Origin of the sequence: Paracoccus simplex, from assembly GCF_042648325.1 — a bacterium.
Lineage (GTDB): Bacteria > Pseudomonadota > Alphaproteobacteria > Rhodobacterales > Rhodobacteraceae > Paracoccus > Paracoccus simplex.
The window spans coordinates 11,995-25,884 of record NZ_JBHRXE010000043.1; the positions used below are offsets into that span (position 1 = coordinate 11,995).

Annotated in this window: 12 protein-coding genes; 5 read left to right on the top strand and 7 right to left on the bottom strand. The window is 67.4% G+C overall.

Going from position 1 to position 13,890, the window contains the following annotated elements:
* Positions 1-38 precede the first annotated feature (38 nt).
* Positions 39-2,744, bottom strand: a complete 2,706-nt coding sequence (gene secA, locus ACFOMP_RS15170) for a preprotein translocase subunit SecA (protein ID WP_289894724.1) — start codon at positions 2,742-2,744, stop codon at positions 39-41.
* A gap of 209 nt (positions 2,745-2,953) precedes the next feature.
* Between secA and ACFOMP_RS15175 the strand changes: the two genes are divergently transcribed.
* The 4 genes from ACFOMP_RS15175 (at position 2,954) to ACFOMP_RS15190 (ending at position 5,859) form a co-directional block, all read left to right on the top strand.
* Positions 2,954-3,793 (top strand): peptidylprolyl isomerase, encoded by an 840-nt coding sequence (locus ACFOMP_RS15175; protein WP_379031994.1) that lies wholly within the window; start codon positions 2,954-2,956, stop codon positions 3,791-3,793.
* A gap of 5 nt (positions 3,794-3,798) precedes the next feature.
* Complete coding sequence (argJ, locus tag ACFOMP_RS15180; RefSeq protein WP_379031997.1) at positions 3,799-5,208, top strand: bifunctional glutamate N-acetyltransferase/amino-acid acetyltransferase ArgJ; 1,410 nt, start codon at positions 3,799-3,801, stop codon at positions 5,206-5,208.
* Positions 5,205-5,603 carry a (deoxy)nucleoside triphosphate pyrophosphohydrolase gene (locus ACFOMP_RS15185; RefSeq protein ID WP_289894727.1) on the top strand — a complete coding sequence of 133 codons (399 nt, stop codon included), beginning with the start codon at positions 5,205-5,207 and terminating at the stop codon, positions 5,601-5,603. Before argJ ends, ACFOMP_RS15185 begins: the two co-directional genes overlap by 4 nt.
* 124 nt (positions 5,604-5,727) lie before the next feature.
* Positions 5,728-5,859 (top strand): hypothetical protein, encoded by a 132-nt coding sequence (locus ACFOMP_RS15190; RefSeq protein ID WP_019352669.1) that lies wholly within the window; start codon positions 5,728-5,730, stop codon positions 5,857-5,859.
* Between the two features lie 130 nt (positions 5,860-5,989).
* On the opposite strand, the gene infB is transcribed toward ACFOMP_RS15190, so the two are convergent.
* The 6 genes from infB to pip all read right to left on the bottom strand — a co-directional run bounded on the left by infB (position 5,990) and on the right by pip (position 13,071).
* Positions 5,990-8,533 (bottom strand): translation initiation factor IF-2, encoded by a 2,544-nt coding sequence (infB, locus tag ACFOMP_RS15195; RefSeq protein WP_289894728.1) that lies wholly within the window; start codon positions 8,531-8,533, stop codon positions 5,990-5,992.
* Positions 8,534-8,540: 7 nt separating this feature from the next.
* Positions 8,541-9,161, bottom strand: coding sequence for an RNA-binding protein (locus tag ACFOMP_RS15200; protein ID WP_289894729.1), 621 nt, complete (start codon positions 9,159-9,161; stop codon positions 8,541-8,543).
* A 15-nt stretch (positions 9,162-9,176) separates the two neighbouring features.
* The gene (gene nusA, locus ACFOMP_RS15205; RefSeq protein ID WP_379032002.1) at positions 9,177-10,862 is read right to left on the bottom strand and encodes a transcription termination factor NusA; all 1,686 of its coding nucleotides are present in this window, start codon (positions 10,860-10,862) and stop codon (positions 9,177-9,179) included.
* 3 nt (positions 10,863-10,865) lie between these two features.
* On the bottom strand, positions 10,866-11,471 hold the full coding sequence (gene rimP / locus ACFOMP_RS15210) for a ribosome maturation factor RimP (RefSeq protein WP_019353580.1): 606 nt from the start codon (positions 11,469-11,471) through the stop codon (positions 10,866-10,868).
* Positions 11,472-11,610: 139 nt separating this feature from the next.
* Positions 11,611-12,060 carry a tryptophan-rich sensory protein TspO gene (gene tspO, locus ACFOMP_RS15215; RefSeq protein ID WP_289894732.1) on the bottom strand — a complete coding sequence of 150 codons (450 nt, stop codon included), beginning with the start codon at positions 12,058-12,060 and terminating at the stop codon, positions 11,611-11,613.
* Between the two features lie 30 nt (positions 12,061-12,090).
* A complete protein-coding gene (pip, locus tag ACFOMP_RS15220; RefSeq protein ID WP_289894733.1) occupies positions 12,091-13,071 on the bottom strand; it encodes a prolyl aminopeptidase in 981 nt (326 codons plus the stop codon).
* A gap of 51 nt (positions 13,072-13,122) precedes the next feature.
* Here pip and ubiG point away from each other — a divergent pair, with 51 nt between their 5' ends.
* Positions 13,123-13,890, top strand: coding sequence for a bifunctional 2-polyprenyl-6-hydroxyphenol methylase/3-demethylubiquinol 3-O-methyltransferase UbiG (ubiG, locus tag ACFOMP_RS15225; RefSeq protein WP_289894734.1), 768 nt, complete (start codon positions 13,123-13,125; stop codon positions 13,888-13,890).

The following is a 13,890-nucleotide window of genomic DNA, read 5'->3' on the forward strand; positions in this document are numbered from 1 at the left end:
CGCGCGGCGCATGAGAAAGGGGCCCGAAGGCCCCCAATTCATGCCAGCGCGCCGTGGCAGTGCTTGAACTTCTTGCCCGAGCCGCAGGGGCAGGGGTCGTTGCGCGACGGGTTGCCCCAGGTGGTGGGGTCGGTCTCGTCGAAGCCGGCGACGCGGCCCGAGACCTCGCCGCCCTCGGCCTCCTCGTGCTCGGGGTGCATCTGCGCCTCGGTCGCCGCTTGCTGCTGCTGGTATTCGCGCAGCATCTGCTCGCGCTCGGCATCGGTCAGCGGCCGGATGCGGGCCAGTTGCTGGGTCACGTCGACGCGCAGCCCGTCCAGCATGGTCTCGAACAGCTGGAAGCCCTCGGTCTTGTATTCCGACAGCGGGTCGCGTTGCGCATAGCCGCGGAAACCCACCACCGAGCGCAGATGTTCCAGGGTCACCAGATGCTCGCGCCACTTGCCGTCGATCTGCTGCAGCAGCACCTGCTTTTCGATCTGGCGCATGTTCTCGGGACCGAACTGTTCGGTCTTCTGCGCCATATAGGCATCGGTGGCCTGCTGGATGCGCTCGCGGATCAGCTCCTGGTCCACGCCGTCCTCGGCCGCCCAGTCGGCGATCGGCAGGTCCATGTTCAGCTTGTCGATCACCGCGTCATGCAGGCCCTGGACATCCCATTGCTCGGCATAGGCGCGGGGCGGCAGGTGCTGGTCGATCAGGTCGTCGATCACCTGCGCGCGCATGTCGGCGGCGATCTCCCCGACCTCCTCGGTATGCATGATCTCCAGCCGCTGGCTGAAGATCGCCTTGCGCTGGTCGTTCATCACGTCGTCGAATTTCAGCAATTGCTTGCGGATGTCGAAGTTGCGCCCCTCGACCTTGGCCTGGGCGCGTTCCAGCGACTTGTTGACCCAAGGGTGAACGATGGCCTCGCCATCCTTCATGCCCAGCGTGGACAGCACCTTGTCCAGGCGTTCCGAGCCGAAGATCCGCATCAGGTCGTCTTCCAGCGACAGGAAGAACAGCGAACGGCCGGGGTCGCCCTGCCGGCCCGAGCGGCCGCGCAGCTGGTTGTCGATGCGCCGGCTTTCGTGGCGCTCGGTCGCCAGAACGAACAACCCGCCCGCGTCCAGCACCGCCTGTTTCTCGGCGGCGTGCTCGGCCTCGATGCGAGTGCGCAGCTCGTCGGGATGCGCCTCGGGATCGGCGGCCAGCGCCTCCATCACCTTCATCTCGACATTGCCGCCCAGCTGGATGTCGGTGCCGCGGCCGGCCATGTTGGTGGCGATGGTCACCGCGCCCAGCTTGCCGGCATCGGCGACGATCTTCGCTTCCTGTTCGTGCTGGCGGGCGTTCAGGACATTGTGCTGGATGCCCTCGCGGGTCAGCATCTGCGACAGCATCTCGGATTTCTCGATGCTGGTGGTGCCGACCAGGATCGGCTGGCCCTTTTCATGGGCTTCCTTGATCGCCTCGATGACGGCGGTGTATTTCTCGGCCGCAGTGCGATAGACGCGGTCGTGCTCGTCGATGCGCTGCACCGGGCGGTTGGTCGGCACCTCGACCACGCCGAGCTTGTAGATCTCGGCAAATTCCTCGGCCTCGGTGGCGGCGGTGCCGGTCATGCCCGAGAGCTTGTCGTAAAGGCGGAAATAGTTCTGGAAGGTGACGCTGGCCAGCGTCACGTTCTCGGGCTGGATCGCCACGCCCTCTTTCGCCTCGATGGCCTGGTGAAGGCCGTCCGACAGCCGGCGGCCTTTCATCATCCGGCCGGTGAATTCGTCGATCAGCACGATCTCGTCGTCGCGCACGATGTAGTGCTGGTCGCGCTGGAACAGCTTGTGTGCCCGCATCGCCTGGTTGACGTGGTGGACGATGGTGGTCGATTCGGGATCGTAGAGCGTCTGGCCCTCGGGCAGGATGCCGGCGGCCTGCAGGCGCTTTTCAAGGAACTCGTTGCCTTCCTCGGTGAAGGTGGCGTTGCGGGTCTTCTCGTCCAGCTTGTAATGCTCGGGCGCGAGTTCGGGCATGAAGGCGTCCAGCGTCTTGTAAAGCTCGCTGCGGTCCTGCGACGGCCCCGAGATGATCAGCGGCGTGCGCGCCTCGTCGATCAGGATGCTGTCCACCTCGTCGACGATGGCGAAGAAATGCCCGCGCTGGGTCATCTGCTCGATCGAGCCCTTCATGTTGTCGCGCAGGTAGTCGAAGCCCAGCTCGTTGTTGGTGGCATAGGTCACGTCGGCCTGGTAGGCGGCGCGCTTCTCGGCATCGTCCTGGAAGGGATAGACGACGCCGGTGGTCATGCCGAGCTGGGCGAAGACCTTGCCCATCCAATGCGCGTCGCGCTTGGCCAGATAGTCGTTGACGGTGACGACATGCACGCCCTTGCCGGCCAGCGCGTTCAGATAGGCCGGGAAGGTCGCGACCAGGGTCTTGCCCTCGCCGGTCTTCATTTCGGCGATATTGCCCTGATGCAGGAAGATGCCGCCCATCAGCTGGGTGTCGAAGGCGCGCAGGCCAAGCGCGCGGCGTGCCGCCTCGCGGCAATTGGCGAAGGCCTCGGGCAGGAGCTTGTCCAGATCCTCGCCCGATTGCGCCCGGCCCTGCAATTCGCGGGTCTTGCCGATCAGGTCGGCATCGGACAGGGCGCGGAACTTCTCCTCCTGCGCGTTGATCTGGGCCACCAGCGGGCGGACCGATTTCACCTTGCGGTCGTTGGGCGTGCCAAAGACCAGTTTCGCCAAGTTTCCGATGCCGAGCATGTGAGCCTTCAAAATCGCGTATCTGGGGGTGCGCGGGACGTTCCGCCCACTTGCCGGCACCATTCGCCTTGCCCTATCACTTGGGCCGGAAAAACGGCGACGGGCGCGCATTTTCGGTTGGGCCGGATGTATGCGCCAGCCGCCTGAGTGTCAATGTTTGCGCCTGTTCACCTGCGCGTGGCCGGCGCCGTCCCATGAAAGGGAACCTCATGCTGAAACCGCTCCTCGCCGCGACCGCCCTTGCCTCCGTCACGCTGGGGGCGCTTCCGGCCCTGGCGCAGGACGCCGATACCGTGGTTGCCAAGGTCAATGACGAAACGATCACCCTGGGCCAGATGATCGCCATGCGTCAGGGGCTGGATCCGCAGGCGACGCAGGGACTGCCGGACGCGGCGCTGTGGGATCTGATGCTGGACCAGCTGATCCGCCAGACCGCCGTGGCGCAAAGCGCCCAGCCGCTGAGCAAGCGCGACACCGCCGCGCTGGAGATCGAGAAGCGCGCCTATCTGGCCGGCTCGGTCCTGGAAAAGGTCGCGGGGGCCGAGCCGAGCGAGGCCGAGCTGAAAGCCGCCTATGACCAGGCCTTCGGCGGCCAGACCGAGCCGAAGGTCGAATACAACGCCGCCCATATCCTGGTGAAGACCAAGGAAGAGGCCGAGGCCATCGCCAAAGAGATCAAGGACGGCGCCGATTTCGGCAAGCTGGCCGAAGAGAAATCCACCGACAATTCCGGTCCGAACAAGGGCGACCTGGGCTGGTTCCAGCCCGAGCAGATGGTCGCGCCCTTTGCCGAGGCGGTGAAGCAGCTGGACAAGGGCCAGGTCTCGGACCCGGTCGAGACCCAGTTCGGCTGGCATGTCATCAAGCTGGTCGACTCGCGCGAGGTCACGCCGCCTAGCTTCGACGAGGTCAAGGAACAGCTGGCCGTGCAGGTCCGCCGCGACAAGGTGCAGGCCGCCATCGAGAAGCGCGTCGCCGAGTCGAAGGTCGAGAAGACCGAGGGGCTGGCCCCCGACCTGCTGAACAAGACCGAGATCCTGGGAGAGTGACCAAGATGGCCAAGGCCGAAGACAAGAAGTCCGGGCTTTCCGATGCCGACAAGCTGAAATCGCTCAAGAAGAAGCTGAAGAAGCTGAAATCCGCCTTCAAGGAGGCTGCGGTCAGCGTCGAGTCGCGCGTCGAGAAGGGCGCCGAGGCGGCCGCGGCGGCGGTGAGGAAGACCGGAAATCCGGTCTCGCCGCTGGCGCCGGCCGGTTTTCCCGATCTGCCGGTGGTCGCGGGGGCCGAGTTCGCCTCGGGCGCGGCGGGGGTGAAGTACAAGGGCCGCACGGATGTGATGCTGGTGCGGTTGGCGCCGGGCACCGCCATCGCCGGCGCCTTCACCAGGTCGTCGACCCGCGCCGCCAGCGTGCTGGACTGCCAGGCCAAGCTGGCGCTGACGCAGGATACCGCCAAGGGCGCGGCGATCATCGTGAATTCGGGCAATGCCAATGCCTTCACCGGCAAGAACGGGCAAGAGGCGGTGGATGCCGTCACCGGCGGCGTCGCCAAGGCGCTGGGCGTGCCGCGCGAGCGGGTGTTCTCGTCTTCGACCGGGGTGATCGGCGAGCCGCTGCCGGCCGAGCGCATCACCGCCGTGATCGGCGATCTTGCCGCCAACCTGGACACGGCCGGCGCGGCCGGCGCGGCGCGCGCCATCATGACCACCGACACCTTCCCGAAAGGCGCCGCCGCCAGTTTCGAGGGCGAGGGCGGCATCATCAACATCGTCGGCATCGCCAAGGGCTCGGGCATGATCGCGCCCGACATGGCGACCATGCTGGTCTATGTCTTCACCGATGCGCAGATCGCCCCGGCATTGCTGCAGAAGATGCTGTCGGCGCGCATGGACCAGACCTTCAACGCCATCACCGTGGACAGCGACACCTCGACCTCGGACGCGCTGATCCTGGCGGCGACCGGCAAGTCGAAGGCGGCGCCGATCACCGACCTGCGCTCGGCCCCGGCACGGGCCTTCGGCAAGGCGCTGACCCGGGTCATGCTGGATCTGGCGCAGCAGGTGGTCCGGGATGGCGAGGGCGCGACGAAATTCGTCGAGGTGCAGGTGACCGGCGCGACCAGCGACGCCGACGCGCATCGCGTCGCCATGGCCATCGCCAATTCGCCCCTGGTCAAGACCGCCATCGCCGGCGAGGACGCGAACTGGGGCCGTGTGGTCATGGCCGTTGGCAAGTCGGGGGCCGTGGCCGACCGCGACCGGCTGACCATCCGCTTCGGCGACATGGTGCTGGCCGAGAACGGCTGGCGCGCGCCCGGCTATGACGAGGCCGCCGCCAGCGCCTATATGAAGCGCGACCAGTTGGTCATCGGCGTCGATCTGGGGCTGGGCAAGGGCAAGCGCACGGTCTGGACCTGCGACCTGACGCATCGCTACATCGACATCAACGCCGATTACCGCTCATGAAGATCGTGCTTGTCGCGGCCGTGGCGTTGATCGACGCCGATGGCCGCGTGCTTCTGGCACAGCGCCCCGAGGGCAAGTCCCTCGCGGGCCTGTGGGAGTTTCCCGGCGGCAAGGTCGAACCGGGCGAGAGCCCGGAGACGGCGCTGATCCGCGAGCTGCACGAGGAGCTGGGCATCGAGACCTGGCAATCCTGCCTGGCGCCGCTGACCTTCGCCAGCCATGCCTATGACGATTTCCACCTGCTGATGCCGCTGTTTGCCTGCCGGCGCTGGCAGGGGGTGCCGATGCCGCGCGAGGGCCAGAACCTGGCCTGGGCGCGCGGCACGGAACTGTCACATTATCCCATGCCGCCGGCGGATGTGCCGCTGATCCCGATCCTGCGCGACTGGATCTGAGGCTTTGACACCACCCCGCCGGGTTTTTCTCCTCCATTGGCCGCATCTTTGGACAATATTAGTTAACATTTTACATTTTTGTGGCAATTCTGAAACCCTGTAGAGGAGGAGGAGTACTCAGGACATGATTCGCACGATTACGATCGGAAGCTGTATTTCTGTCCAAGGCGTGTTCGAGCGTCAGCAGGCGAACGGGAACATCGTTGTCCGCGTGGGAAGCAAGACCTACGAGGGCAAGCCGGTTCTTCTGACCTGATCGAGATACGGTATGTGCCCAGAATCATGACGGGGCCCTTTCGCAAGGGGCCCCGTTTTCATTTTCCGACACCCCGAACGCGAAAGGGCGGACCCGCAGGCCCGCCCCCTCATGCCGTTCGGATGCGGGATCACAGCTGGCGCTGCACTTCCTCGCGCTCGAAGATCTCGATGACGTCGCCCTTGCGGATGTCGTCATAGTTCTCGAAGGCCATGCCGCATTCCTGGCCGGACTGCACTTCCTTGACCTCGTCCTTGAAGCGCTTCAGCGTCTTCAGCGTGCCCTCGTGGATCACCACGTTGTCGCGCAGCAGGCGCACGCCGGCCGAACGCCGGGCCACGCCCTCGGTCACCAGACAGCCGGCGACATTGCCGACGCCGGTGACGCGGAAGACTTCGCGGATCTCGGCATAGCCGATGAAGTTTTCGCGCACCTCGGCCGACAGCAGCCCCGAGGCCGCCGCCTTGATGTCATCCACCAGGTCGTAGATGATCGAGTAGTAGCGGATCTCGACACCCTTCTGGTTGGCGGCGTTCCGCGCCGGGGCATTGGCCCGGACGTTGAAGCCGATGACCGGGGCGCGGCTGGCTTCGGCCAGTCCGATGTCCGATTCGGTGATCGCGCCGACACCGTAATGCAGCACGCGCACGCGCACCTCGTCGTTGCCGATCTTTTCCAGCGCCTGGACGATCGCCTCGGCCGAGCCTTGCACGTCGGCCTTCACCACCACCGGCAGCTCGGCGACATTCTCGTCGGCCTTGGCCTTGGCCAGCATCTGGTCCAGCGTGATCGCGGCACCGGCGGCGGCGCGCTTGTCCTTGGCGGCCTGCTCGCGGTAATCCGCGATCTCGCGCGCCTGCGCCTCGGTCGAGACGACGTTCAGCACGTCGCCGGCTTCCGGCGTGCCGTTCAGGCCCAGCACCTCGACCGGGACCGAGGGACCGGCCTCGTCGACGCGCTCGCCCTTGTCGTTGATCAGCGCCCGGACCTTGCCCCACTGTTCGCCGACGACGAAGATGTCGCCGCGCTTCAGCGTGCCGTTCTGCACCAGCACGGTGGCGACCGGGCCGCGGCCGACATCCAGCTGAGCCTCGATCACCGCGCCCTGTGCCGGGCGGTCGGGATTGGCCTTCAGCTCCAGGATCTCGGCCTGCAGCGCGATGGCTTCCAGCAGCGCGTCCAGGCCCTGGCCGGTCTTGGCCGAGACTTCCACGTCCTGCACCTCGCCGGACATGGCCTCGACGACGACCTCGTGCTGCAGCAGGTCGGTGCGGACCTTCTGCGGATTGGCGGTCGGCTTGTCGATCTTGTTGATCGCCACGATCATCGGCACCTTGGCGGCCTTGGCGTGGTTGATCGCCTCGACCGTCTGCGGCATGACCGCGTCATCCGCCGCCACCACCAGCACGACGATATCCGTCACCTGCGCGCCGCGGGCCCGCATCGAGGTGAACGCGGCGTGGCCGGGGGTGTCGAGGAAGGTCAGCGTGGCGCCGTTCGAGGCCTTCACCTGATAGGCGCCGATATGCTGGGTGATGCCGCCGGCCTCGCCCGAGACCACGTTGGCGTGACGGATCGCATCCAGAAGCGAGGTCTTGCCGTGGTCGACGTGACCCATGATGGTGATGATCGGCGCGCGCGGCTTCAGATCCTCGGGCTTGTCCTCGACCTGGTCGATGACCTGCTCCACATCGGCATCCGAGACGCGCACGGCATTGTGGCCGAACTCGTCGATCACCAGCTCGGCGGTGTCGGCGTCGATGGACTGGTTGGCGGTGACCATCATGCCCATCTTCATCAGCGACTTGATGACATCCGCCACCCGTTCCGCCATGCGGTTCGCCAGTTCCGACACCACGATGGTTTCCGGCAGCTGCACGTCGCGGGCCTGCTTTTCGGCGCGCTGGCTGCCGCCCATGGCTTTCTGCCGGGCCTTTTCCTGCTTGCGCTTCATCGCCGCCAGGCTGCGCTGCCGGCCGCCTTCGCCGTCCAGCGCCTGGCTCAGCGACAGCTTGCCGGTGCGGCGGCTGTCGTCGCGGCCCTTGTTGCGGTTGTCGCGGTCGTCGGCTGGGCCGCGAGTGTCGCGGTCGCGGTCGGTCTTGCGCGGACCGGCGGCGCTGACGCCCTTGGTCTCGGCGCGCACGGCGGCGGCCTCGGCGGCGGCGCGGTCGGCCGGGGTGGCCGGGCGCGCTTCCGTCTTGGGCTTGGCGATCTCGGCCTTCTTCTTCTCGCGCAGCTCGGCTTCGCGGGCGCGGCGCTCGTCCTCCTCGGCCTTCAGCCGCAGGGCTTCCTCGCGCTCGCGCTCCTCGCGCTCCTTGGCTTCCAGCTCAAGGCGGCGGCGTTCGCGTTCTTCCTCGCGGGCCTTCTCCTCGGCAACGCGCTGAGCGGCTTCCTCGACCTCGCGGGCCTTGGCGGCGCGCAGAGCGGCCATGCGCCGCTCCATCTCGGCATCCGAGATGCCGGCGGGACGCTTCGACGGGTCGCCCGACACGGCCGAGGGCGAGCCCGAGCGCCCGCCGCCCGCTGCCGGGCCGGTCTTGCCGGGCACGACCACGCGCTTGCGCTTGGTCTCGACGACCACGTTATGGGTCCGGCCGTGGCTGAAGCTTTGCTTCACATGGCCCGAGCGGCCGCCACCAAGACCCAGGGGTTTCTTTCCGTCAGTATCGCTCATCCGATCTTCATTCCTTCCCGGCGGCCGCATTGCCGCCGTCATGCTCGCGCAGACCCGTCAGTCTGCTCGCGTCCCTGATCAATTTTTCGGTCAGGCCCCCCGGCGCAAGCGCGCTGTGTATGACATGATCGCGCCCAAAGGACAAACCCAATTCTGATGCGGTCATGCAGCCGAACCACCGGCCCCCGGGCGGGGTCCAGAGCTTGCCTTTGCCGCGTTCCGATCCGTCGCTGGCCTGCAACAGCACCTTGGCCTTTCCGGCGGCCAGCCAGTCCTTGACCTTCTCGAAGCCGGCGACCGCCAGCCCGGCCTTGCGCGCCAGCGACAGCGTGTCCGTCACCCGCCGCGACAACCCGGATTCGATCAGCGCCAGCAGCTCGGGCGGGGCGGTCACCCGCGCCTTGGCGCCTCGCGAAAACAAGCCCTTGGCGGCAGCCTTGTCCAGCGCCTGCCGGTCGGCCACCACCCAGAAGCCGCGTCCGGGCAGCTTCTCGGCCAGATCCGGCACCACCTCGCCATCGGGGCCCGCGACAAAACGGATCAGCCCGGCCTTCGGCTGGACCTCGCCCGTGACGATGCAGCGCCGTTCGGGCGTCTCGCGGTCCTTGATACGGCCCCCGCGTGTCATCCGGCTCCCGGGGCGTTACACCCCGGCCTCCTGTTCGTCGCCCGGCTCGGCCGCCTCGGCCTCGTCGGCCGATTCGAGCTCGGTCGGATCGACCCAGCCCAGCATGACCCGGGCGGTCATCACCAGGTTCTGCGCGTCTTCCAGCGAGACGTCGAAGGGTTCCAGGATGCCGTCGTCCTTGACGCGCTGGCCGTTCTGCGTGGTCCAGCCGCCGGCCAGCTCCCAGTCGGCGCAGGTGGCGAAATCCTCCAGCGTCTTGACGCCGTCCTTGGCCAGCGCCTCGACCATCTGCGGGGTCAGGCCCTCGAACTCGATCAGGCTGTCCTCGACGCCCAGGGCGCGGGCAGTTTCCAGCGCGGCCTTGTTCGCGGCCTCCAGATGTTCGCGGGCCCGGGTCTGCAGCTCCTCGGCGGTGCCTTCGTCCACGCCCTCGATCGACAGCAGCTCGTCAACGTCGACGTAAGCCACTTCTTCCAGGTTGGTGAAGCCCTCGGCCACCAGAAGCTGGGCGAAGAACTCGTCCAGGTCCAGCGTGTCCATGAACAGCTTGGTGCGGGCGTTGAACTCGGCCTGGCGGCGCTTCGATTCTTCCTCTTCGGTGAGGATGTCGATATCGAGCCCGGTCAGCTGGCTGGCCAGCCGCACGTTCTGGCCGCGGCGGCCGATGGCGAGGCTGAGCTGCTCGTCCGGCACCACCACCTCGATGCGGGTCGCGTCCTCGTCGAAGACCACCTTCGCCACCTCGGCCGGCTGCAGCGCGTTCACCAGGAAGGTCGCCTGGTCCTCGGACCACGGGATGATATCGATCTTTTCGCCCTGCAATTCACCGACGACGGCCTGCACGCGCGAGCCGCGCATACCGACGCAGGCGCCGACCGGGTCGATCGAGTTGTCATAGCTGATCACGGCGATCTTGGCGCGCGACCCCGGATCGCGGGCACAGGCCTTGATCTCGATCACGCCGTCATAGATTTCCGGCACTTCCATCTTGAACAGCTCGGCCATGAACTGCGGATCGGTGCGCGACAGGAAGATCTGCGGGCCGCGCGCCTCGCGGCGCACATCCTTGACATAGGCGCGGATGCGGTCGTTCGGGCGATAGCTCTCGCGGCCGATTTTCTCGTTGCGGCGCAGGATGGCCTCGCCCCGGCCCACATCGACGATGATGTTGCCGTATTCCTCGCGCTTGACGACGCCGTTGATGATGGTGCCGGCGCGGTCCTTGAATTCCTCGTACTGGCGGTCGCGCTCGGCCTCGCGGACGCGCTGCAGGATCACCTGCTTGGCGGATTGCGCGGCGATGCGGCCCAGATCCACCGGCGGCACCTGTTCCTGGAACACGTCGCCCGGCTGCGGCTTGCCCGAGAAATCGGTCAGCCCCTGGCCATCGCGCAGCCAATGCGCGCGGCCGTCCTTCGAGGGTTCGAAATAGGCGCGGGCCTGGTCGGCGGTGAACTCGGCCTGGTAGTTCTCGACTGCGTCATCCTCGACCACGGTGCGGGCGCGGGTGAAAGTGGCGTTGCCGGTCTTGCGGTCGATATGGACGCGGATGTCCATTTCCGAGCCGTAGCGCGACTTCGCGGCGCGGGCCAGGCTGTCCTCCATCGCCTCGATCACCAGATCGGGGTCGATCATCTTCTCGCGCGCGACCGCCTCGGCGGTCTGCAGAAGCTCAAGCTGGTTGGCAGAGGTGATGGCCATTCCTCACTCCTTCGCACCGGCGTTGTCGCCGGATTCCGTTTCGATCTCGTCAAAAGCGGCTTCGTCCAGATTGTCGATCTGCACGCCCGCATCCTTCTTTTGCCGCAGCATCTCGGCGATCAATTCGTCGGTCAGCACCAGCTTCGCATCGGAAAGCCAGTCGAAGTTCAGCCCGATGGTATGGGTCTCGCCGCCCTCGTCGATGTTGAGCAGCACCTCGTCGCCCTCCACCCCGGCCAGCACGCCCTTGAAGCGCTTGCGGCCGTCGATGGGCTGGTTGGTTTCCAGCCGCGCCTCGTAGCCCTCGAAAAGGGCGAAGTCCTTGAGCCGCGTCAGCGGCCGGTCGATGCCGGGGCTGGAGACCTCCAGGTGATAGGCGTCCTCCAGCGGGTCCTCGACATCCAGCACCGCGCTGACGGCGGTGGAAATGTCGGCGCAGTCGTCGACATTGATGCCGCCTTCGGGGCGGTCGGCCATGATCTGCAGCGTGGCGGTCTTGCCGCCCTGCAGGCGGATGCGCACCAGTTCGAAACCCAGATCCTCGATGACCGGGGAAATGATCTCGGCCAGGCGCCGGTCGATGGCGGTCTTGGCGATGAGGTCGGTCATTCGTGATACCCCAAATACAAAAAACGGGCCGAGGCGGCCCGTGCGTCTTACCGGTGGGCAGGGTGTGGACGCCTGCGCCGCTGTTGAGCCGCATATAGGGCGCGGCGCGGGCGATTGCAAGGAAAACCGGCGGGGCCGTTCAACGCGGTGCAGGATTGTCCCGCCAGATGCGGAAATTCAGCGCCCCGGCTAGGGTCAGCCAGGCCAGATAGGGCAGAAGCAAAACCCCGGAAAGCAGCTCCAGCCGGAAGGCCGCGACCACCAGCGCGGCGCTGACCAGCCACAGCACCGCCAGCACCGCCATGGCCGCGCCCGGCCGGCGCGCGCCGAAGAATACCGGCGTCCACAGGGTGTTCAGCGCGATCTGCGCCGACCACAGCGCCAGGGCGGGCCCGGCGCCGGGCAGGCCCGCCAGCCGCGCGCCCACCCAGGCCAGCAGCAGGTAAAGCGTGGTCCAGGCCAGCGGGAACGCCCAGCGTGGCGGGGTGAAATCCGGCTTGCGCAGCCCGTCATACCAGCCGCCGGGCGGAAAGATCAGGCCGGCCGCGGCCGCCGCGCCGCAAGCGATCAGGAAGAACAGGAAAGTCACGTCGCACCCCGCCGGAACAGGCGGCGCGCCCTATCGCGCCGCATCCCGGAAACCGTCCATCACCCGCACCAGTTCCGCGGCGATTCGCGGCTCGCTCAGCGCGTGGCCCGAGGCGGGGACCAGCCGCAGATCGGCCTTGCCCCAGCCCTCGGCCAGTTCCCAGGCGGTCGCGGGCGGGCAGACCATGTCATAGCGGCCCTGCACGATCACGGCCGGGATATGCTCGATGCGGTGGCGGTCGCGCAGCAGCTGGCCCTCGGCCAGGAAGCAGTCATGGGCGAAATAGTGGTTCTCGAGCCGGGCGAAGGTGCGGGCGTAGTCCGGGGGCGCATGGCCCGGCCCGTTGATCTCCAGTCCCGCCAGGGCGTTTTCCCAGACCAGCCAGGGCAGGGCATGGCGGATCTCTTGTCCGCGGTCGCCGCTGAACAGCCGCCGGTGATAGGCGGCGATCATGTCGCCGCGCTCGGCCTCGGGGATCGGGGCCTGGAATTCGGCCCAGCGGTCCGGAAAGAAGCGGGCGACGCCGCCGCCGTAGAACCAGTCCAGCTCGGCCCGGCGGCCCAGGAACACCCCGCGCAGCACCAGCGCCACCACGGGGTCGGGATGGGCCTGGGCATAGGCCAGCGCCAGCGTCGCGCCCCAGCTGCCGCCGAACAGGATGGCGCGCTCGATGCCCAACTCGCGGCGGATCGTCTCGATATCGGCGATCAGGTGTCCGGTGGTGTTCGCCGCCACCGTGGCATGGGGCTGCGAGCGGCCGCAGCCGCGCTGGTCGAACAGCACCGCCCGGTAATGCGCCGGATCGAAGAAGCGCCGCATGAAGGGGCTGCACCCGCCTCCGGGCCCGCCATGCAGGACGATCACCGGCACGCCGCCCGGATTGCCGCTCTGCTCGACATGCAGCATGTGGCCGTCGCCGACCTCGATCATCCGGCGGTCGAAGGGTTCGACCATCGGATGCAGCCTGCCATGCGACGGTGTGCCGCCGATTTGCCCTGCCAATCTGTCCATGGCACCACTATATAGCGCCTCGTGCGCGCCCGCCACATGAAGGACGGCCAGATGACCGAAAGACCAGCCCCCGCCAGCCCGGCCCCCAGCAGCATCGACCCGGCCGAGGTCGCCAAGTTCCAGGCCATGGCGCGGGAATGGTGGGATCCGAACGGCAAGTTCAAGCCGCTGCACATGCTGAACCCGACGCGGCTGGATTATGTCACGACCCAGATCGCGGCACAGTTCGGCCGCGACCTGACCGCGCCCCGGCCCTTCGACGGGCTGCGGCTGCTCGACATCGGCTGCGGCGGCGGGCTGATGGCCGAGCCGATGGCCCGGCTGGGCGCCGCGGTCACCGGCGCCGACGCGGCCGAGGGCAATATCGCCATCGCCGGCCTGCATGCCGCGGACCAGGGCCTTGCCATCGACTACCGCGCCACCACGGCCGAGGCGCTGGCGGCCGAGGGGCGCCGTTTCGACGTGGTCATGGCGCTGGAGATCGTCGAGCATGTCGCCGACCCGGCGCAGTTCATCGCCACCTGTCGCGACCTGGTGGCGCCGGGCGGCATGCTGATCGCCTCGACGCTGAACCGCACGGCGCGCAGCTTCGCCGCCGCCATCGTCGGCGCGGAATGGGTCATGCGCTGGCTGCCCAAGGGGACGCATGACTGGCGCCGCTTCATCACCCCGGACGAACTGGCGCGGATGAGCGAGGCGGCGGGGCTGCGCGTCGTCGACCGCTGCGGCATGGTCTTCAACCCGCTGGGCTGGAGCTGGTCGCTGTCGCATCGCGACCTATCGGTCAATTACGCGATGACCGCGCTGCACGACGCCTGA

Excerpts from the sequence above, each read along its gene's own strand:
- secA (WP_289894724.1), bottom strand. The coding sequence starts at position 2,744 with ATGCTCGGCATCGGAAACTTGGCGAAACTGGTCTTTGGCACGCCCAAC.
- ACFOMP_RS15175 (WP_379031994.1), top strand. The coding sequence starts at position 2,954 with ATGCTGAAACCGCTCCTCGCCGCGACCGCCCTTGCCTCCGTCACGCTG.
- argJ (WP_379031997.1), top strand. The coding sequence starts at position 3,799 with ATGGCCAAGGCCGAAGACAAGAAGTCCGGGCTTTCCGATGCCGACAAG.
- ACFOMP_RS15185 (WP_289894727.1), top strand. The coding sequence starts at position 5,205 with ATGAAGATCGTGCTTGTCGCGGCCGTGGCGTTGATCGACGCCGATGGC.
- ACFOMP_RS15190 (WP_019352669.1), top strand. The coding sequence starts at position 5,728 with ATGATTCGCACGATTACGATCGGAAGCTGTATTTCTGTCCAAGGCGTG.
- infB (WP_289894728.1), bottom strand. The coding sequence starts at position 8,533 with ATGAGCGATACTGACGGAAAGAAACCCCTGGGTCTTGGTGGCGGCCGC.
- ACFOMP_RS15200 (WP_289894729.1), bottom strand. The coding sequence starts at position 9,161 with ATGACACGCGGGGGCCGTATCAAGGACCGCGAGACGCCCGAACGGCGC.
- nusA (WP_379032002.1), bottom strand. The coding sequence starts at position 10,862 with ATGGCCATCACCTCTGCCAACCAGCTTGAGCTTCTGCAGACCGCCGAG.
- rimP (WP_019353580.1), bottom strand. The coding sequence starts at position 11,471 with ATGACCGACCTCATCGCCAAGACCGCCATCGACCGGCGCCTGGCCGAG.
- pip (WP_289894733.1), bottom strand. The coding sequence starts at position 13,071 with ATGGACAGATTGGCAGGGCAAATCGGCGGCACACCGTCGCATGGCAGG.
- ubiG (WP_289894734.1), top strand. The coding sequence starts at position 13,123 with ATGACCGAAAGACCAGCCCCCGCCAGCCCGGCCCCCAGCAGCATCGAC.